Source organism: Tistrella arctica (assembly GCF_039630945.1).
GTDB classification, from domain to species: Bacteria; Pseudomonadota; Alphaproteobacteria; order Tistrellales; family Tistrellaceae; genus Tistrella; species Tistrella bauzanensis.
In genome coordinates this window covers 274,180-291,897 of sequence record NZ_JBBKTV010000008.1, presented here as the reverse complement: position 1 = coordinate 291,897, position 17,718 = coordinate 274,180, and the positions used below count along the sequence as shown (strand labels likewise).

16 protein-coding genes are annotated in these 17,718 nt (G+C 66.4%); 4 read left to right on the top strand and 12 right to left on the bottom strand.

What is annotated here, in order from left to right:
• Positions 1-54: 54 nt before the first annotated feature.
• The 7 genes from WG924_RS19630 to WG924_RS19600 form a co-directional block, all read right to left on the bottom strand.
• Positions 55-1,593, bottom strand: a complete 1,539-nt coding sequence (locus WG924_RS19630; RefSeq protein ID WP_345934791.1) for a sugar ABC transporter ATP-binding protein — start codon at positions 1,591-1,593, stop codon at positions 55-57.
• A 135-nt stretch (positions 1,594-1,728) separates the two neighbouring features.
• Positions 1,729-2,808 carry a TMAO reductase system periplasmic protein TorT gene (gene torT, locus WG924_RS19625; protein ID WP_345934790.1) on the bottom strand — a complete coding sequence of 360 codons (1,080 nt, stop codon included), beginning with the start codon at positions 2,806-2,808 and terminating at the stop codon, positions 1,729-1,731.
• 158 nt (positions 2,809-2,966) lie between these two features.
• Positions 2,967-3,938, bottom strand: a complete 972-nt coding sequence (locus tag WG924_RS19620; protein WP_345934789.1) for a 5-oxoprolinase subunit C family protein — start codon at positions 3,936-3,938, stop codon at positions 2,967-2,969.
• Complete coding sequence (locus WG924_RS19615) at positions 3,928-4,803, bottom strand: 5-oxoprolinase subunit B family protein (protein ID WP_345934788.1); 876 nt, start codon at positions 4,801-4,803, stop codon at positions 3,928-3,930. The genes WG924_RS19620 and WG924_RS19615 overlap by 11 nt, the downstream gene beginning before the upstream one ends.
• Positions 4,804-4,812: 9 nt before the next feature.
• On the bottom strand, positions 4,813-6,234 hold the full coding sequence (locus WG924_RS19610; protein WP_345934787.1) for an acetyl-CoA carboxylase biotin carboxylase subunit: 1,422 nt from the start codon (positions 6,232-6,234) through the stop codon (positions 4,813-4,815).
• 5 nt (positions 6,235-6,239) lie between these two features.
• Positions 6,240-6,476 carry an acetyl-CoA carboxylase gene (locus WG924_RS19605; protein WP_345934786.1) on the bottom strand — a complete coding sequence of 79 codons (237 nt, stop codon included), beginning with the start codon at positions 6,474-6,476 and terminating at the stop codon, positions 6,240-6,242.
• 110 nt (positions 6,477-6,586) lie between these two features.
• Complete coding sequence (locus WG924_RS19600) at positions 6,587-7,375, bottom strand: 5-oxoprolinase subunit PxpA (protein WP_345934785.1); 789 nt, start codon at positions 7,373-7,375, stop codon at positions 6,587-6,589.
• Positions 7,376-7,641: 266 nt separating this feature from the next.
• Between WG924_RS19600 and WG924_RS19595 the strand changes: the two genes are divergently transcribed.
• Positions 7,642-8,556 carry a LysR family transcriptional regulator gene (locus WG924_RS19595; RefSeq protein WP_345934784.1) on the top strand — a complete coding sequence of 305 codons (915 nt, stop codon included), beginning with the start codon at positions 7,642-7,644 and terminating at the stop codon, positions 8,554-8,556.
• A gap of 33 nt (positions 8,557-8,589) precedes the next feature.
• Here WG924_RS19595 and WG924_RS19590 read toward each other — a convergent pair whose 3' ends face one another.
• Together WG924_RS19590 and WG924_RS19585 are read right to left on the bottom strand one after the other, a co-directional pair.
• A complete protein-coding gene (locus WG924_RS19590; RefSeq protein ID WP_345934783.1) occupies positions 8,590-9,141 on the bottom strand; it encodes a type 1 glutamine amidotransferase domain-containing protein in 552 nt (183 codons plus the stop codon).
• 99 nt (positions 9,142-9,240) lie between these two features.
• The gene (locus WG924_RS19585) at positions 9,241-9,903 is read right to left on the bottom strand and encodes a hypothetical protein (RefSeq protein WP_345934782.1); all 663 of its coding nucleotides are present in this window, start codon (positions 9,901-9,903) and stop codon (positions 9,241-9,243) included.
• A gap of 184 nt (positions 9,904-10,087) precedes the next feature.
• Between WG924_RS19585 and WG924_RS19580 the strand changes: the two genes are divergently transcribed.
• From WG924_RS19580 to WG924_RS19570, 3 genes are all read left to right on the top strand, one after another.
• The gene (locus WG924_RS19580; protein ID WP_345934781.1) at positions 10,088-10,738 is read left to right on the top strand and encodes a CDP-alcohol phosphatidyltransferase family protein; all 651 of its coding nucleotides are present in this window, start codon (positions 10,088-10,090) and stop codon (positions 10,736-10,738) included.
• 174 nt (positions 10,739-10,912) lie between these two features.
• Positions 10,913-11,809, top strand: coding sequence for a hypothetical protein (locus WG924_RS19575; protein ID WP_372045105.1), 897 nt, complete (start codon positions 10,913-10,915; stop codon positions 11,807-11,809).
• A 77-nt stretch (positions 11,810-11,886) separates the two neighbouring features.
• Complete coding sequence (locus WG924_RS19570) at positions 11,887-12,660, top strand: DeoR/GlpR family DNA-binding transcription regulator (RefSeq protein WP_345934779.1); 774 nt, start codon at positions 11,887-11,889, stop codon at positions 12,658-12,660.
• A 33-nt stretch (positions 12,661-12,693) separates the two neighbouring features.
• Here WG924_RS19570 and WG924_RS19565 read toward each other — a convergent pair whose 3' ends face one another.
• The 3 genes from WG924_RS19565 to WG924_RS19555 are packed head-to-tail and all read right to left on the bottom strand — an operon-like array spanning position 12,694 to position 17,695.
• A complete protein-coding gene (locus tag WG924_RS19565) occupies positions 12,694-15,831 on the bottom strand; it encodes an efflux RND transporter permease subunit (RefSeq protein ID WP_345934778.1) in 3,138 nt (1,045 codons plus the stop codon).
• Entirely contained in the window at positions 15,828-17,072 is a 1,245-nt protein-coding gene (locus WG924_RS19560) for an efflux RND transporter periplasmic adaptor subunit (protein WP_345934777.1), read from the bottom strand. Before WG924_RS19560 ends, WG924_RS19565 begins: the two co-directional genes overlap by 4 nt.
• Complete coding sequence (locus tag WG924_RS19555) at positions 17,069-17,695, bottom strand: PadR family transcriptional regulator (RefSeq protein WP_345934776.1); 627 nt, start codon at positions 17,693-17,695, stop codon at positions 17,069-17,071. Before WG924_RS19555 ends, WG924_RS19560 begins: the two co-directional genes overlap by 4 nt.
• Positions 17,696-17,718: the final 23 nt, after the last annotated feature.

Below are 17,718 nucleotides of genomic sequence, written 5' to 3'. Positions count from 1 at the left end.
CGCGGCCCGGGGCGACAGTGGCCAAGGGGCCGGATTGGGTTGCGGGCGTCTCGGTCATGCGCCGATCTCCTCTTCCGCGTCTTCCGCGAAGAAATGGGCCAGGACGGCCGCTTCGTTGATGTCCGCGCGGTCGAGTTCGGCCGCGATCCGCCCGCGCGAGAACACCACCAGCCGGTGGGCAAGGTTCATGGCTTCGGGCAGGTCCGACGAAATCACCACCACCGCCTTGCCGGCCTCGGCCAGATCGCGGATCAGCCGATAGATCGCGGCCCGGGCGGCCATGTCGACGCCGACCGTGGGCTCGTCGAAGACATAGATGTCGTAATCCTGGCCAAGCCCCCGCCCGAACAGGGTTTTCTGCTGATTGCCGCCCGAAAGCTGGGCGGCGAGCCGGCCGCGATAGGCCATGGGCAGCTCCACACGGGTCGCCACCTCTTCGGTGCGGGCGCGGATACGGCGCCAGGGCAGCAAGCCGCCGCGGCCGCGCATCCCCGGCATGATCCCCTGAACCAGATTGTCGCGGACGGTGAAGGCCATCTGCAGGCCCTCGGTCTTGCGGTCGGGCGGCAGGTAATAAACCCCGGCCTGCATCATCCGCCGGGTGCTGGCGCCGGTCAGATCCTGGGCCGCGCCGATACCGGCATCAGGCGCCGGATGATGGCGGATGACCCGGCCGCGCGTGACCGGCAGCAGGCCCATCATCGCCCTGAAGGCACGCGACTTGCCCGAACCGACCAGCCCGGCCACGCCCAGAACCTCACCGGGGCGGAGGTCGATGTCCACGCCATGCACGCCCCAGGCCGCCAGATCACGGATGGCCAGCACCGGCGGCCCGGGTGAACGGGCGATGGCGGGGTAGATTTCGGTGATCGCGCGGCCGGCCATCATCTCAACCAGTCGCGCCTCGTTGGTACCGGCCATGGTGACCGTGTCGATCTTCGCGCCATCGCGCAGCACGGTGATCCGGTCGGCGATCCGGGTGAATTCCTGAATGCGGTGCGAGATATAGATGATGCCGACACCCTGTGCCTTCATGGCGCCGACCACGGCGAACAGGTGATCGACCTCGCGATCGGTCAGCGATGCCGTGGGCTCGTCGAGGATCAGCATGGCGACATCGCCATGCAGGGCCTTGGCGATCTCGACCATCTGCTGTTCGGCGCGGCTGAGCTCCGACACCCGGCGGCGCGGGTCTATCCGGAAATCCAGTCGCGCGAACAGCGCCTCGGCGCCGCGCCGCATGGCGGCGCGATCGACGAACGGTCCCTTGCGCGGCTCGTTGCCCAGAAACAGGTTCTCGGCCACCGTCAGGGTGGGCACCAGCGAGAATTCCTGGAACACCGCTGAAATGCCGGCGGCGCGGGCGTCGGCGACGGACTGGAAGGCAACCTGCCGGCCATGCATCAGGATCTGGCCGTCGCTGGGTGTCGATGCGCCCGCCAGCATCGAGATCAGGGTGGATTTGCCGGCGCCATTCTCGCCGAACAGCACATGGACTTCGCCGCGCTTCAGGTCGAAATCGACCGCATTCAGCGCCACGACACCCGGATAGCGCCTGGTCAGCGCGCGGGTTTCGATCAGTGTCTGGCTCATGGCCTCGGGCTTGCCTGCGTGTGAACATGTCCGGCGGGGGGACGTGGCCGGCAGGCCGCCGGGCCGGGGGCTTGAACCCCGGCGGCCTGATACCGGTCTGGCGGCGAGGCACCGGCATGAAACCGGTGCCGTGCCTCAGTTCACGCTGAAGACCGGGCTGAAGTTCTCGGGCGGCAGAATGCTCTCGCGCGCCACATCGCCGATGATCTTCTGGTCGACGACGAAGATCTTCGGGCCGACATGCTTGACGTAGTCCTTGCCTTCCAGGACCCGCACCGCCTGATCGATGGCGATCCGGCCCTGAATGACCATGCTGTCGGCCGGCGCCGCTTCAATGAAGCCGCGCTTGATGCCCTGATACACGCCCGGCGTCATATAGAACGCCAGGATGCCGACCTTGTCGGTCAGGCCGCGTTCGCGCAGCAGCCCCTGGGCCGCTTCGGCGGTGACGGCGGTGCCGGCGATATAGGCGACATCCGGTGTGGCCTGAAGCACGTCTTCAACCAGCCGGAGCTGGGCTTCCTTGCCGGTGTCGCCATAACGCGGCTCCAGCACCTCGACCGCCGAGCCCTTCACGGCCTCCATGAACCCTTTATGGGCCGCTTCCACCCAGCCGGCGCCCGCCGGCCCGGGGAACCAGCCCACCTTCACCGGGTCCGATCCGGCGGGGTGCTTGGCTGCCAGATATCGGCCGGTCTCGTTGCCCATGGTGTAGAACGACACCAGCGACTTCGCCGCCAGCTTGGGCGAGGAAATGCCATTGATCACGTCGACCACGGGGATGTTCTTCGCGGCCAGTTCACCGACCAGATTGTTCAGGCCGTCGAACGAGATGGCACCGATCACCACCGCCTGCGCGCCGGCGGCGACGCAATCCTCGATCTGGCTGATCTGTTTGGCAAGCTCGGTATAGCCGCCGGCCTCGACCACATTCATCTTCACGCCCAGCCGGCGGGCTTCCTCGGCCACGCCGTAATCGACGCCCAGCCAGTAGGCGTCCTTCATATGCGGGAACGAGACGCAGATGTTCCAGGGCTGGGACGCCTTGTCGAGCGGCACGTAATCGACATCCGTCGACGTGCCGTCGGCCGCGAAGGCCGGCGTGATTTCCGCCGCGGGATAGGGAAACCAGTCGGCGGCCCGGGCGGACCCGGATGACTGGGCGATACCGGCAAACAGCGTGCCGGCCATGAGAGCGATCGCGAGTTTTTTCATGACATGAAGCCTCTGATGTCGTCTTGTGCGTTCACGTTGTTGCGTGTTTGTTCTTGATTTCGGCAGGTTTTCCTGCTCAGGCCTTGGCGGTGAGGGCTGCATCCGGACGCTCTCCCACGTCCGGATGCAGGTATGCGGGGGTCAACTCAGGTCGTCGGTCAGCTCAGGGCGTCGTGGAGCCGGGCGATCTGCGCCGCCCGGTCCTTGCGGGCGGCAAGCGCCGTCTGCATGTCGACCTTCACGAAGCGGGTGGGGGTGTGCGGCTGCAACTGCCCGACCAGATCCATATCGGCCGAGATCACCGCCCCCAGGGTGAAATAGCCGCCGCCCGACACGGCATCGCGGTGCAGCACGATGGGTTCGGACCCGCCCGGCACCTGGATCGAGCCATATTGATAGCAGCCATCGACGATGTTCGACGGATCGGAGCCGGCGCCGAAGGGCTGTTCGCGCGGCTCGAAACTGAACGGCCGGCCACCGCGGAAGCGATAGCCGATGCGATCGGCTTCAGGCGCCACCTTCCATTCGTCGTCGAAGAAGTTGCGGCCGGCCTGTTCGGTGATCAGGCGCCAGTACAGGCCGGGCAGCACGCGCAGTTCGGCCGGATTGCCGGGCATGCGGCGCAGGGTGGGCGCCACGCTGCGGCCGTCATCGGCACCGGGGCCGTCGCCCATCGGCAGCAGGTCGCCGGCGGCGATCGCGCGGCCATGCATGCCGCCCAGGGCACCGAGGGCATAGGTCGAGCGGCTGCCAAGGGCCAGGGGTGTGTCGATGCCGCCCGACACCGCGATATAGGCGCGGGCACCGGATTTCAGATAGTCGAAGGACAGCACCTGACCGGCCCGCACCTTGAAGGCGGTCCAGCCGGGGCGGGGCTCGCCATCCAGCTTCGGCGGCAGATCGGCGCCGGTGATCGCAACCGTCGCGTCACGCTGGAATTCCAGTTGCGGCCCCAGGAACACCGCCTCCAGCCCGGCGGCGGTCGCCGGATTGCCGACCAGCAGGTTGGCGGCGGTCAGCGCATAGCTGTCCATGGCCCCCGATACCGGAATCCCCAGATGGAAATAGCCGGGGCGGCCCTGGTCCTGCACGGTGGTGGCAAGGCCGGGGTTCAGAACCTTAATCGCCATGGAGAGCCTCCATCAGCCGCGCATTGGTGCCGTCGATATCCGCTTTGAAATCGTCGAGATCGAACGAGACCTCGCGGATGCGGGGGCTGTAGCGGTTGGCCGCGACCTCGGCGGTGATCCGGTCGAATTCGGCGCGGTCGATCGGCTTCCACTTCACGATGTCGCCGGGGCGGAAGAACACCATGAAGTCCTTCAGATACGACACCGATTGTTCCGGATCGTAGATCGGCATCGGCGTGATGCCGAACATCTGATAGCCGCCGGCACCCCGCACCGAATAGATGCACGAAAAGCAGCCGCCATAACCGACCGTGTGCTTGGGCGTATCGGTGCGCGGCCGCAGATATTTCGGCACCTGCAACTGCCGGTCGCGGTCGACCAACTGGTACAGGAAGGGCAGCCCGGCGACGAAGCCGACCATCGACACGAACCAGGGCGCCGAATGATGGGCGGTGATGAACTCGGCGGCGCTGCCGAAACCGTTGATCCGGGCGGCATAATCCAGATCGGTGCCGCTTGGATCCTGATGGCGCTCGCGGAAGCGCATCAGGGTCTCGTGGGTCCAGGGATCCTGATAATAGACCGGGATCTCGATGATCCGGGTGTCGAGCCGTTTGGTCGCGGTCTCGGCTTCGTCCTCGAACGCCTTCAGCCGCGCCATCATCTCGTCCGGGCTGATCCGGTCGGGATCGAACTTCACCTGGAAGCTCGCATTGGCGGGGCAGACCTCGGTGACACCGTCGATTTCGGCGGCGCGGACCGCCTTGCTCATGGTGAGGGCCTTGAAGAAGGCGTCGAGCGACATTTCCTCGTCCATTTCGACGAAAATGTGCTCGTCACCTCCGAAGGAATAGCGCGTCTTCATCCGGTCCTCCTAGCTGGCGGCGGGCGAGTGGGCGGCGGCGGGCGGCTGGTTGGCGGCGGCGGGCGGCTGGGCGGCGGCAAGCCTGCCGGCGGCCAGCCAGGCTTCGAGGAACTGGGTATGGGCCTGGCCATCGCGTATCACGGGATCGGCGGCCAGCGCCTTGTGCAGCGGGATGGTGGTCTTCAGCCCCTCGATCACCAGCGCATCGAGTGCGGCCGCCAGATTGTCGATCGCCTGAACCCGGTCGGGCCCGCTCACGATCAGCTTGGCCAGCAGCGAGTCGTAGAAGGGCGGGATCTGATAGCCTTCATAGATCATGCCGTCGAACCGGATATGGGGCGCCTCCGGTATCTCCATCCGGCCGACCACGCCCGGGAAGGGCATGAAATTATTGGCCGGATCCTCGGCATTGATCCGCACCTCGATCGCATGACCGCTGATCCGGATGTCGTCCTGCGCCAGGCTCAGCGGTTCGCCGCCGGCGATGCGGATCATTTCCGCCACCAGATCGACACCGGTCACCATTTCGGTCACCGGATGCTCCACCTGGATGCGGGTGTTCATCTCGATGAAGAAGAACTGGCCGCTTGGCGCGTCATACAGATATTCCAGCGTGCCGGCGCCGCGATAGCCGACGTTTTCGGCCAGGGCGACGGCCGATGCGCATAGTGTCGCGCGGGTGGCGTCGTCCAGACAGGCGGCGGGCGCTTCCTCCCACACCTTCTGGCGGCGGCGCTGCAGCGAACATTCGCGCTCGAAGCAATGCACGGCGCGGTTGCCATCGCCCAGGATCTGAACCTCGATATGACGGGCGTTGATGATCACCCGTTCCAGATACAGCCCGCCATCACCGAAGGCGGCCTCGGCCTCGGATGCCGCCTGCGGCGCCAGCTTGCGCAACTCGGCCGGATCATTGGCAATGCGGATACCGCGCCCGCCACCGCCGGCGGCAGCCTTGATCATCACCGGATAGCCGACCGCCTCGGCGGCGACCAATGCGGCGTCGGTGTCGGCAAGCCGGCCATCCGATCCCGGCACCACCGGCACGCCGGCGGCAATGGCTGCTGCCCGGGCGGCGGCCTTGTCGCCCATCATCCGGATGGTCGCGGCCGTGGGGCCTACGAAGATGAGGCCGGCGGCGTCGACCGCCTCGGCGAAGGTGGCATTCTCGGCAAGGAAGCCATAGCCCGGATGGATGGCATCGCAGCCGGTTTCCCGGGCAGCGGCAATGATGGCCGCGGCATTCAGGTAAGAGGCCTTGGCCGGCGCCGGCCCGATGCATGCCGCCTGATCGGCCAGCCGCACCGCCAGCATGTCGGCATCGGCCTCGGAATGGGCCTGGACCGTCTCGATGCCCAGTGCCTTGGCGGCGCGCACGATCCGGACCGCGATCTCGCCGCGATTGGCGATGAAAAGCCGCTTGATCGCCATCGGCCTCAGCCTTCGACGGTGGCGAGGACGGCGCCTGCCATCACCGGGGTTTCGTTTTCGGCCAGAAAGCGGGTGATGGTGCCGCCGATCTCGGACTTCACCTCGATGAACGACTTCATCACCTCGATCAGACCGATGACCTCACCGGGTGTCACCATGTCACCGTCGGACTTGAAGGGCGGCTGGTCCGGCGCGGGCCGGCGATAGAACGTACCGGGAAGCGGCGAGCGGATTTCGGCCATCGATATGGTCCTTCTGGAGAGGGTCAGGTCGGCAGGGGCGGTGACTCGATGTCGGCGCGGGGGTGCGGTGCGCAGGAGGGAGTGGAGCAGGCGGCAGCGGGCTGGTGCGATCAGGTCGCGGGGGCGGCGGATACTTCGGCGGCATTGGCGATGCGGATGCCGGCATCGATCAGCGCGGCGCGCAGGGTGGTGCCGATCTTCAGCGCGCCGGGCGTGTCGGAATGGAAGCAGATCGAGTCGAAGGCGATCTCGATATCGTCGCCATCGACAGTGCGAACCCGGCCTTCCAGGCAGGCGCGGACGCATTTGCGCGCAACCTCGTCGGGGTCGAGCGCGCGCATGCGGCGGGCGAAGACGATCGAGCCGGACCGGTCGTAATCACGATCGGCATAGAATTCGCGGATCACCGGCAGCCCGGCATGGCGGGCGATGTCATAGGTAACCGATGCGCCCATGCAGTAGAGATAGGTCTCGGGGCTCGATTTCAGCAGCGCCTCGACCAGCAGTTGCGACAGGGTTTCGTCGCGGGCGACCTCCATGTACAGCGCGCCATGGGGTTTCACATGCTGCAACCGGACGCCGTGACGGCGGGCGAATTCGCGCAGCGCGCCAAGCTGATACAGGATGTCGTTGACCAGTTCGTCGGGCTTGGCCTGGATCACCCGGCGGCCGAAGCCCTGAAGGTCGCGGAAGCCCGGATGGGCACCCAGCGCCACACCGCGTTCGGCGGCCAGACGAACCACCCTGTCCATCAGATTGGGATCGCCGGCATGAAACCCGGTGGCGACATTGGCCGAACTGATCAGGTCGAGCAGGACGTCGTCCGATGCTTCGCTGATGGTCCAGTGGCCGAAGCTTTCACCCAGATCACAATTGAGATCGACCAGTCTGTTTGCCAAGCGTCTCTCTCCCGTTCTGGCGAACCGCCGCGATGGCATGCGGTCGTGAGCGCCGGTTTCTTCACATATCGTGCGGGAGAGTCTGTCATCTTCGCAATTTCTATTTTCTGAGGATATATTATCGAAAAATCAGAAGTTACCGGCTGCGCTTCAGCCTTCCAAATCCTTCGCTCATCATCTTATGATCGGATCGTGACAGGGCGAATTATCCGTTTCTTTGGAAAACATGCCCCACCTCTATCGAAAAATCAGAAGGCCGCCGGCCGATGTCGCTGAACTTCCGCCACGTGAAGTACTTCGTTGCCACTGCCACGCTGGGGCAGGTATCGCGGGCCGCCAAGGAATTGTCGATTTCGCAATCGGCCATCACCTCGGCGATCAAGGAACTGGAAGCGGAAACCGGCACCCGGCTGTTCGACCGCACCGCCCATGGCATGGAACTGACCGATGCCGGGCGGCGGTTTCTGGCCGCCGGCTATCGGATTCTGGCCAGCATCGAGGAGGCGCTGCACCCCGGCACGACGGATGATGAATTATCGGGGACGCTGTCGGTGGCCGCCAGCTATACCGTGCTGGGCTATTTCCTGCCGCAGCACCTTGAGCGGCTGGAGCGTCGCTATCCCAATCTGCGCATTCAACTGTATGAACTCAGCCGTGAGATGATCGAGGACGGGCTGGTGACCAACCGCTTCGATATGGCGGTGGTGTTGACGTCGAACGTCAACAATCCGGAACTGGTCACCGAGACCCTGATGTCGAGCCAGCGGCGGCTGTGGCTGCCCGCCGGCCACCCGCTGCTCGGCGGCGGCCGGGTCCGGTTCGCCGATATCGCGGCCGAGCCCTATATCATGCTGACGGTTGACGAAGCGGCACATTCGGCCTTGAAATACTGGAACCGCTCGTCTCACCAGCCGAATATCCGCCTGCGCACCTCGTCGATCGAGGCGGTGCGCTCGACCGTCGCCAATGGCCAGGGCATCTCGATCCTGTCCGACATGGTCTATCGGCCGTGGTCGCTGGAGGGTAAACGCATCGAAACCGTGGTGATGGCGGAAGAGGTGCCGCCGATGAATGTCGGCCTCGCCTGGCGCCAGGGGGTGGACCTGACGCCGGCGATGAAGCTGTTCCGCGGCTATTTCGCCGAGGTCTATCAAACCCCGCAAAGCATGCTGCCGCGTTGACGCCGCCAGTCACGTCGGCGCAACGAGATGCTCTCAACGGGCATGGCGGCCTTCGCCGATCTCCTCGACCAGCTTGTCGATGAAGGCCGGCAGGTCGCCCGGATTGCGCGAGGTGACGATGCCCTGATCGGTCACGACCTCGTCGTCGATCCAGGTGGCGCCGGCATTCCTGACGTCGGTGGCGATGGAGGGATAGGAGGTCACGGTCCGGCCGCGCAGGACACCGGCCTCGACCAGCATCCACGGGCCGTGGCAGATTGCCGCCACCGGTTTGCCGCTGGCGACGAAATCCGCCACCAGTTTCACCGCATCCCGGTCCTGACGCAGCGTGTCGGGGTTGATCTGACCGCCGGGCAGGATCAGGGCATCGAAGTCGTCGATCGTGACATCGGCGACCGTCAGGTCGACATCGGCCTCGTCGCCCCAGTCGGTCTTGTCCCAACTGCGGATGCGGCCGGATCCGGGGGCGGCGACCCGCACCTCGGCGCCGCGGCGGCGCAGATCGTCGCGCGGTTGAACCAGTTCGGCGCGTTCATAGCCGTCGGTGGCCAGGATCAGAACCCGGGCCTGATCGATCGCGGTCATGTCTCGTCTCCCGTTATGGGGTGGGGCGAGACCAACCCGCCGGGGCCCGGCAGGTTCCGCGACAGCTATGCCCGGCCGTTGGTTATGCCCGATCGGCGGTTACATCCGGTCGGTCGGGCGTCGGTCGGCGGTGAAGGCGCGGGTGCTGCGCTGGCGTGGCCCGGCACTGCGGCCGGGGGCGGCGGCATCCGGTTCGGCCTTGTCGGGGGCGATTTCGGCGTGCAGCCAGTTCACCACCGGCGCCGCGGTCAATGCAAGGCGGGCCACTTCGCCCACAATCGCATTGGCGGTATAGGGCGGTGACATGAGCTGTTCCTGGTTCACCACCACGATATGCTGGCGGTTGGTCACCTCGACGCCGATGCCGGTGCGGCCCGACCAGGATTTGCGGCCCACCAGCGACAGATAGCGCTGCCGGCGTTCCGGCGCCTCGGCGGAATAGGGCAGCACCCCCAGATCGGCGATCAGGCTGAGGAACACGCCTTCCGGCGCATTGCGCAAGGTGCCGGTATAGGCGATGTTGCGCCAGCGAAAGGTGAAGCGCAGCGGCTGGAGGCTGTCATTGCGCTTGAACTCGCCGTCCGACCCGATGCTCACGCTCATCGGCATGATCGGCAGCGGCTGCGACGAGATGAACCGGATCATCCGTTCACGGCGCTGGGCAGCCGTCTCCCCCTGATAGGGGCTGATGCCGCTGCGCGCGCCGTCTGTCTGGCCGCTTGCGGTCATGTCTACCCCTTCATGGCCTGCACGGTCGGTCATTGTTGATCAATCCATGGCTTGCGGCCCCGGTCCCACTGGACCCGCCGGCTCTTCATTAAGACTATAGGCACGAACGCCACGGAATGTCAGGTATGGCGATCGGGCAAGGCCGCCGGACAAAGAGCCGCCTGAACACGGGCTCGTGACTTGTGGCAGGGTATCCGCCGCGCGCATCATCGGGTCCATGTTCGACATCATCATCCGTCGCCGGATCGACCCGGCCCTGAACCGGATCGGCCACAGACTGGCCAGCGCCGGCATCACCGCCGATGCCCTGACCCTGACCGGGTTCGGGATCGGGCTCGGCGCCGTGCCGGCACTGGCGTTGCACGCATTCTGGATCGCACTTGGTTGCATTCTGGTTAACCGGATTGCAGATGGGCTCGACGGGGCTGTGGCACGTGCCGCCCTGGCACGCGCCGGTCCGCCGTCGACGGCCGATGGCCCGGCTGTCGGCACCGATCGCGGCGGGTTTCTGGACATCGCCTGTGACTTTCTGTTCTACGCGGCCGTGCCCTTCGGCTTCGCGCTGGCCGACCCGGCCGCCAATGCTCTGCCGGCGGCCTTTCTGATTTTCAGCTTCGTCGGCACCGGATCCAGCTTTCTGGCCTTCGCCGCCATCGCGGCACGGCGCGGCCTGTCATCGGCGCCGCAGACCGGCCTGAAGGCGATCCACTATCTGGGCGGGCTGACCGAGGGTACCGAGACCATCGCCCTGTTCATCGTGATCTGCCTGTGGCCGGGCCTGTTTCCATGGGCGGCATGGATCTTCGGCAGCCTGTGCCTGCTGACCACCGCAACCCGCTTCGTCGCGGCGATGCGGCAGTTCCGATGAGGGTCGGCGTATGCCGCCTGCAGGTCGATATCCACAGAAATGCAAAAAAACACAAAAATACATATTGTCGCCATATTTCCGCAAAGGGCGGTCCCCATGATCCGGCAGCGGCCTGCACACCCGGCGGTGCCGCATGACCTGGATATCCCCAGATGGGCATGAAGGATCGGACAGATGTTCAAGCGCCTCGCAGGTGGTGCCACCGCCACCATCGCTGCCGCCATGCTGATCGGCGGCAGCCTGTTCATGGCCCCGGCCGCCGCGGTTGCCGCCGACCAGATCGACAATAGCGCTTTGTCGGAGACGGGCTTCCGCGCCCATGAGCGGACCTTCGGGCTGGTCTACACCCTGCCGGCCGCGGTGAACGAGCAGCTTGCCCGCACCATCGCAGGGCCGCTGAAACAGGCGCTGCTGACTGAAGGGCTGATTGCCGAGGCGGTGACGCCCAACATTCCGCATGTGACCGTGGTTCATGTCCATAATGCCGATCCGGCAACGCCGGATCGCATGCTGGCGGCGCTGCCCGATCTGCCGCCGGTGCTGGATGTGTCCCTGACCCGGTTCTACACCACCGAGGCGGCCAAGGGTGCCGGCCAGCCCTGGTGGCTGGATCTGGGCGTGGCGAAGGAGGGGGCCGGCTATGAGGCGATGATGGCCTTCGATACCACGGCCACCGCGGCGCTGACCCCTCTGCGCGACGGCCCCCTGCCGCGTGTCACCGGCCCGGTCTATGCGGCGATGAGCGACGCCGGCAAGGACCTGGTCAAAACGGTCGGCGTCAGTGGCGTCAATGTCATGAAGGACGGCAAAGAAGTCCGGTCGCACAATCCGCACACCACCCTGGTCTACAGCATGGCCCGGTTCACGCCCGATTTGCAGGCGGCCATGGACAAGACCGCCAGCGCCTTCAACCAGATCATCCCCGCGCCGATCGACACCCGCTTCACCACAGTATCGATCGTGGAACTGGGCTTTGCCGGCAATGTCACCCGCGAGATCTATCGCATCAGCCTGGAAGATGGCAGCGTGCTGAACGTGGCGACCGGCCAGACCATGCCGGCGGCGCGGTAACAACTGGCGCTCCAAGGGGCCGGTCCGTGGACGGGCCGAGCCCCCCATTTCGTTGATTGCTGGAAGACCGGGACATCATGCTTCAGGACGAACGCCATCAGCGCATCCTGGCCATGCTCGCAACCTTCGGCCGGATGTCGACCGACCGCATCGCGGCGGATCTGGCGGTGTCGCGTGAGACGGTGCGCCGCGATGTTCTGGAACTCGATGCCCGGGGCGCGCTGCGCCGGGTGCATGGCGGTGTGGTCTCGATCGATCCGCCCGCCGAACCGTCGCTGGGCGAGCGGGCGCTGATCCGTCAGGCGCAGAAGCGGAGCATCGCCCGCGCGGCCGCATCGATCGTGCGGGCCGGTCAGACGCTGTTCATCGATGCCGGCACCACTGTCTCGGCACTGGCCGATGAACTGGCCACTCTCAACGGCCTGACCATCATCACCAACTCCTTCGACGTTGCGGCGCGCATCATGATCGCGGGGCGCGAGGACCGCGGCCATCGCGTGTTCCAGATCGGCGGCCAGGTCGCCCCCGGCGCCGCGGCCACGCTTGGGGCCGCGGCCATCGCCGGTATCGCGCGCTATCGCGTCGACATGGCCATGCTGTCGCCGGTCGGCATCGACAGCACGGATGGCGCCACGAGTTTCGATCATGACGAGGCCGAGATCGCGCGCGCGATGGCCGATCGGGCCGATCGGGTGGTGATCCTGGCCGATCACGCCAAGATCGGCCAGCGCAGCCGGGTCAGCTATTGCATCCCCGATCGGATCGATCTGCTGGTCACCGACATGGGCGCGCGCGATCTGGCCGAGCTCGACCGGCTCCGACAACTGGTCGGCGAGGTCATCATCGGGTGAGGCAGCCGGACGGGGCGCCCGGCTGCTTGCGGGTCATGCGGCGGGCCGCGGCTCGCGCCGGATGATCCGCCGCGCCCAGGCGCCGACCCGGTCGCCCAGCACCAGCATGGCCGGGGTCAGGATCAGGGTCAGCAGGGTGGCGAAGCCCAGGCCATAGACGATCGCGGTCGACAACTGCGTCCACCACTGGGTGGATGGCGCGCCGACCGCGATCACCCGGTTGGGAATGTCGACATTGACCGACAGCATCATCGGCACCAGCCCAAGCATGGTGGTGACGGTGGTCAGCATCACCGGCCGCAGGCGCTGAGCGCCGGTGCGCAGCGCCGCTTCCACAGCACCCACGCCGCGCGCGCGGATCTCGTTATAGGTATCGATCAGCACGATATTGTTGTTGACCACGATGCCGGCCAGCGCAATCAGCCCGATGCCGCCCATCACGATGCCAAAGGGCTGCGCCGTCGCCATCATGCCGATCAGCACGCCCAGCGACGAGAACACCACCGCCGAGAGCACCAGTGCCGTCTGATAGAAGCTGTTGAACTGGGTGACCAGGATGATCGCGATCAGGAACAACGCGATGCCGAAGGCGCGGCTGAGGAATTCCTGCGCGGCGCGCTGTTCCTCATCCTCGCCCTTATAGGCGATCTCCACCTGCGGATCGAGCGGGTTGGCGGCGATCCAGGCGCGGATCTCGCGCATCTTGTTGTCGGGCAGGACGCCATCCGGCACGTCGGCGTCCACCGTCAACACCCGGCGGGCATCCACCCGTTCGATGGTGCCCTGGGTGGGCGCGGCGCGGCGGATGACGAAATTGCTGATCGGCGTCTGGCCCATGGCGGTCTGTACCCGCAACTGGTCCAGCCGGTCGCCGGTGCGGTCGACCTCGGGGAAGCGCACCCGGATCTCGACCTCGTCATCGGTATCGTCGGGGCGGTAGGTGCCGACATTCACGCCCTGGGTCACGAAGCGCACGGCATTGCCCACGCCCATGACATCGGCGCCGAACCGGCTCGCCTGGGCACGGTCGACCACCATCTCCCATTCGATACCCGGCACCGGCCGGCTGTCGGCGATGTCGATCAGGCCTCCGACGGCATTCAGCCCCTTCAGCACATGCTCGACCGCCGCGGGCAGGACTTCGGGCGTGCGGCTGGACAGCTCGATCTGGATCGCCTTGCCGACCGGGGGCCCTGATTCCTCTTCGCGGGCCTCGACCACCAGCCCCGGATGTTCGGCGGTGCGTTCGCGGATGGTCTGCAGGATCTCGCTGGCATGTGGGCGGGTCCGCCAGTCGGCGAATTCCAGGGTGATGATGCCGATGGTATCGGCGGGGAAATCCTCGCCACGGATCGTGCCGGTGCGGGTATAGACGGTCTTGAACCCGTCCAGTTCCAGAACCTCGGCTTCCACCTCGCGGACCAGGGCGTCCTTTTCCTGGATCGACATATTGCCGCGCGCCCGGATCTGGACCTGGGCGTTGTCAGGCTCGACCGTGGGGAAGAATTCGATGCCGCGGCCGAAGGTGCCATAGGCCGTGAACACCAGAACCGCGGTCGCGATCGCGATCGCGATCACGATCCACGGATAGCGCACCGCCTTGTCCAGAGTGCGGACATACAGCCCGGCCATGCCGCCGACCGAGCGGATATCGCCTTCCTCGGCCGCCTGCATCATCTCGGCGACCCGGCTGCTGCCGGCGGTAGGCTTGCCGATGATGCTGCCGGTCACCGGCACGAACACCAGCGCCATGGCGAGCGAGGCGGTCAGGGTGACGATCAGGGTGATCGGCAGATATTTCATGAATTCGCCGACGATGCCCGGCCAGAACAGCAGCGGCAGGAAGGCCGCGAGCGTGGTTGCGGTCGACGAGATGATCGGCCAGGCCATGCGGTTCGAGGCTTCGCGATAGGCGGTGACCCGATGCGCGCCTTCCAGCATCCGCCGGTCGGCATATTCGGTCACCACGATCGCGCCATCCACCAGCATGCCCACGGCCAGGATCAGGGCGAACAGCACGACGATGTTGACGGTCAACCCCATTGACGACAGCACCAGCATGCCGGTGAGGAACGATCCCGGAATGGCGATGCCGACCAGGATTGCCGAGCGCAGGCCAAGGGCGGCCAGCACCACGATCATCACCAGAATGATGGCGCTCGCGACATTGCTCGACAGATCCGACAGCATGATCTTGATCTGCTCGGACTTGTCCTGGCTGTACGAAACCTCGACGCCGTCGGGATACAGCGCGCTTTCGGCCTCGGCCAGCGCCCGGACTTCGTCGATCGTGTCGATGATGTTCACGCCGATGCGCTTGGTCACCTCCAGCGCGATCGCCGGCCGGCCGTCGACGCGGGCAATGGATGCCGGATCCTTGAAGCCGCGCTGGCCGACCGCGATGTCACGGAAGGTCACCACCCGGCCGTCCACCGCCTTCACCGGCATGTCGAGGATGTCGTCGACCGACTGGATCAGACCGGGCACCTTGATCGACACGCGTCCGGCATCGCTGTCGAGCGCGCCGGCCGGCACCAACTGGTTGTTGCGGCCGACCAGTTGCACCAGTTCGTCCTGCGAGATGCCATAGCTGTCGAGCGCCCGCGGATCGACCACGATCTCGGCCAGATCCTCGCGATCACCGGCGACATCGACCTCCAGCACGCCGGGGAGAGCCGCGATCTTGTCCTTCAGATCGCGCCCCAGCCGGATCAGCAGCCGTTCATCGACATCGCCCGACAGGGTGACGACCAGAATCGGGAACAGCGCGACATTGACCTCGTTCAGTTCGGGTTCCTCGGTCTCGCTGGGCAGTTCGACCTTGGCGATATCCATCTGCTCACGGACATCGCGTTTGGCTTTTTCCACGTCGAATCCGGCCTCGAATTCCAGAACGACGGTGGCGAAGCCTTCCTCGGCCGTCGCCCGCATTTCCTTCAGGCCCTCGATCGACCGCAATTCCTGTTCCATCGGCCGCACCAGCAGCCGTTCGGCATCCTCCGGCGAAATGCCGTCATGCTTCATGGTGATGTACAGGATCGGGATCGCGACATCCGGGTCGCTTTCCTTCGGGATGTCGTTATAGGCCACCGCCCCGGAAATCAGCAGCAGCACCAGCAGGCTCATCACCGTGCGGGTGCGGGCGAGGCAGGCGTTGATCAGCGCCCTCACGAGCGGCCCTCCGCACCCGACCGCGCGCCCATGCCGGCCGCCGGGGTCGCCCGCGACATCTCCATGGCGTCGAGCGCGTCCTCGATCTCTCTGGGCAGCGGCACCAGGCCGCGCAGCTCGGCCGGCGTCACCTCCACCGGCGCCACACGCTCGCCGGTGGCGACATATCCCTGGCCGACCACGATCACGCGGGCATCCTCGCCAAGCCCGGTCACCCAGACCCCCTCGTCGCTGGCCGACAGAATCGACACCACGTCGAATACCACGCGATCGTCGTCATCCACCACCTTCACGCCCACCCGGCCGCGACCGTCCAGCGACAGCAGGGCAGGGGTGAGCAGGACAGCCGGCCGCTTGTCCAGCGGTATCGCCAGTTCGGCCGTGACACCGCCGGGCAGGGTGCCGTCGGGATTGCCGACCTCGATCTCGATGCGGAAGGTCCGGGTCTGGGGATCCGCCTGACGGCTGATATGGGCGAGCGTGCCGGAAACCTCGGTGCCGTCGGCCAGCCGCGCGCGCGCGGTCTGGCCGCGGGTGAGCGAGCCGATGTCACGCTCGGCGATCTCGGCCACGATCAGATAGGGCTCGGGCGCCAGCAGGCGGGCGATCTGGCTGCCGGGCGATACATAGGCGCCGATCTCGACATGGCGGCGATCGATAAAGCCCGCGAAGGGCGCATTCAGCGTGCTGTCGGCCAGATCCTGCTCGATCTCGGCAAGTTCGGCGCGGGCCGCCTCGAACTGGGCGCGGGCCTCGGCCAGCCGGAGCTCGGTCTGAAAGCCCTTGGCGCTGAGCGCCGTCGCCGCCTTCAACTCCGCCCGGCGCTGATCGACCAGTGCCTTGGCACGGGCGCCGCGGGCCTCCAGATCACGGCGATCCAGACGGGCGATCACGTCGCCAGCCGCCACCCGCATGCCCTGCGCCACCGGCAGGTCGATGATCCGGCCGGCGCTTTCCGCCGACAGGTCGACCACCCTGCGCATCTCGGTATGGCCGCTGACCACCAGGTCACGCACCTGCGATGCCTGCGACAGCCGCGCGGTGCGCACGGTGAACGGTCCGGCCTCTGCCGGCGGCGATGTGGCCGGATCGGCACCGGCATCGCCACCTGCCTCCGGCGCGGCTGTCGCATCGGCGGTCGATGCGGCATCGGCATCGAAGCCGTATTCGATGCGGCCGGTATACATCCAGGCGCCAAGGGCGGCGGCGAGGATCAGGGCAAGCAGGATGGAGCGGTTCATGATCGGTCCCGGCTGTGGCTGCAGGCCCCGGTCGGGCCATCGTCGGTTGGAGGGTCGGTTTCGGCAGGTGCCCGGGGATCGGGGGGCTGTTCGCGTTCGCGCGCCAGCGCTTCCAGCAGGGCGGGGCCTTCCCGCTCGACATGGGCCAGCGCCGCGCCATAGACGGCGCGGCCGAAGTCGAGCGTGAAGCGGGGGCCGGCACCGATCGGGCCGCAGGCGGCCTCTTCGTGCCGGTTCAATGTATCGAGCATCTGTCGATAGAAGGCGGCCTTCATCTTCAGCACGTCCTCGACCCGATCCAGGGTCATCATCCGTGCGAAGAACAGCAGCACCAGAAATTCCGACCGCACCTTCTGTCGCGGCCGGGCTGTGGCCAGCGCATCGACGAATGCCGCTTCGCCAGCGGCGGTGATGCGATACACCTTCTTGTCGGGGCGACCGTCACGTTCGACCCCGGTCACGGTCACCAGGCCCTCGTCGGCCAGGGTGGCAAGCGCCGGATAGATCGAGCCGAAGCCCGCCGCATGGAAATGCGCGAAGGCGTTCTCGAAATACTGCTTCACCTCATAGCCGGTCGCCTCGCCATGCGTCAGCACGCCAAGGCACAGCGTTCGCACGTCCATGCCACCATCCGCCTTTGCGGCCA

Excerpts from the sequence above, each read along its gene's own strand:
- WG924_RS19605 (WP_345934786.1), bottom strand. The coding sequence starts at position 6,476 with ATGGCCGAAATCCGCTCGCCGCTTCCCGGTACGTTCTATCGCCGGCCC.
- WG924_RS19570 (WP_345934779.1), top strand. The coding sequence starts at position 11,887 with ATGCTTCAGGACGAACGCCATCAGCGCATCCTGGCCATGCTCGCAACC.
- WG924_RS19580 (WP_345934781.1), top strand. The coding sequence starts at position 10,088 with ATGTTCGACATCATCATCCGTCGCCGGATCGACCCGGCCCTGAACCGG.
- WG924_RS19590 (WP_345934783.1), bottom strand. The coding sequence starts at position 9,141 with ATGACCGCGATCGATCAGGCCCGGGTTCTGATCCTGGCCACCGACGGC.
- WG924_RS19575 (WP_372045105.1), top strand. The coding sequence starts at position 10,913 with ATGTTCAAGCGCCTCGCAGGTGGTGCCACCGCCACCATCGCTGCCGCC.
- WG924_RS19630 (WP_345934791.1), bottom strand. The coding sequence starts at position 1,593 with ATGAGCCAGACACTGATCGAAACCCGCGCGCTGACCAGGCGCTATCCG.
- WG924_RS19560 (WP_345934777.1), bottom strand. The coding sequence starts at position 17,072 with ATGAACCGCTCCATCCTGCTTGCCCTGATCCTCGCCGCCGCCCTTGGC.
- WG924_RS19620 (WP_345934789.1), bottom strand. The coding sequence starts at position 3,938 with ATGGCGATTAAGGTTCTGAACCCCGGCCTTGCCACCACCGTGCAGGAC.
- WG924_RS19585 (WP_345934782.1), bottom strand. The coding sequence starts at position 9,903 with ATGACCGACCGTGCAGGCCATGAAGGGGTAGACATGACCGCAAGCGGC.
- WG924_RS19595 (WP_345934784.1), top strand. The coding sequence starts at position 7,642 with ATGTCGCTGAACTTCCGCCACGTGAAGTACTTCGTTGCCACTGCCACG.
- WG924_RS19610 (WP_345934787.1), bottom strand. The coding sequence starts at position 6,234 with ATGGCGATCAAGCGGCTTTTCATCGCCAATCGCGGCGAGATCGCGGTC.
- torT (WP_345934790.1), bottom strand. The coding sequence starts at position 2,808 with ATGAAAAAACTCGCGATCGCTCTCATGGCCGGCACGCTGTTTGCCGGT.
- WG924_RS19555 (WP_345934776.1), bottom strand. The coding sequence starts at position 17,695 with ATGGACGTGCGAACGCTGTGCCTTGGCGTGCTGACGCATGGCGAGGCG.
- WG924_RS19615 (WP_345934788.1), bottom strand. The coding sequence starts at position 4,803 with ATGAAGACGCGCTATTCCTTCGGAGGTGACGAGCACATTTTCGTCGAA.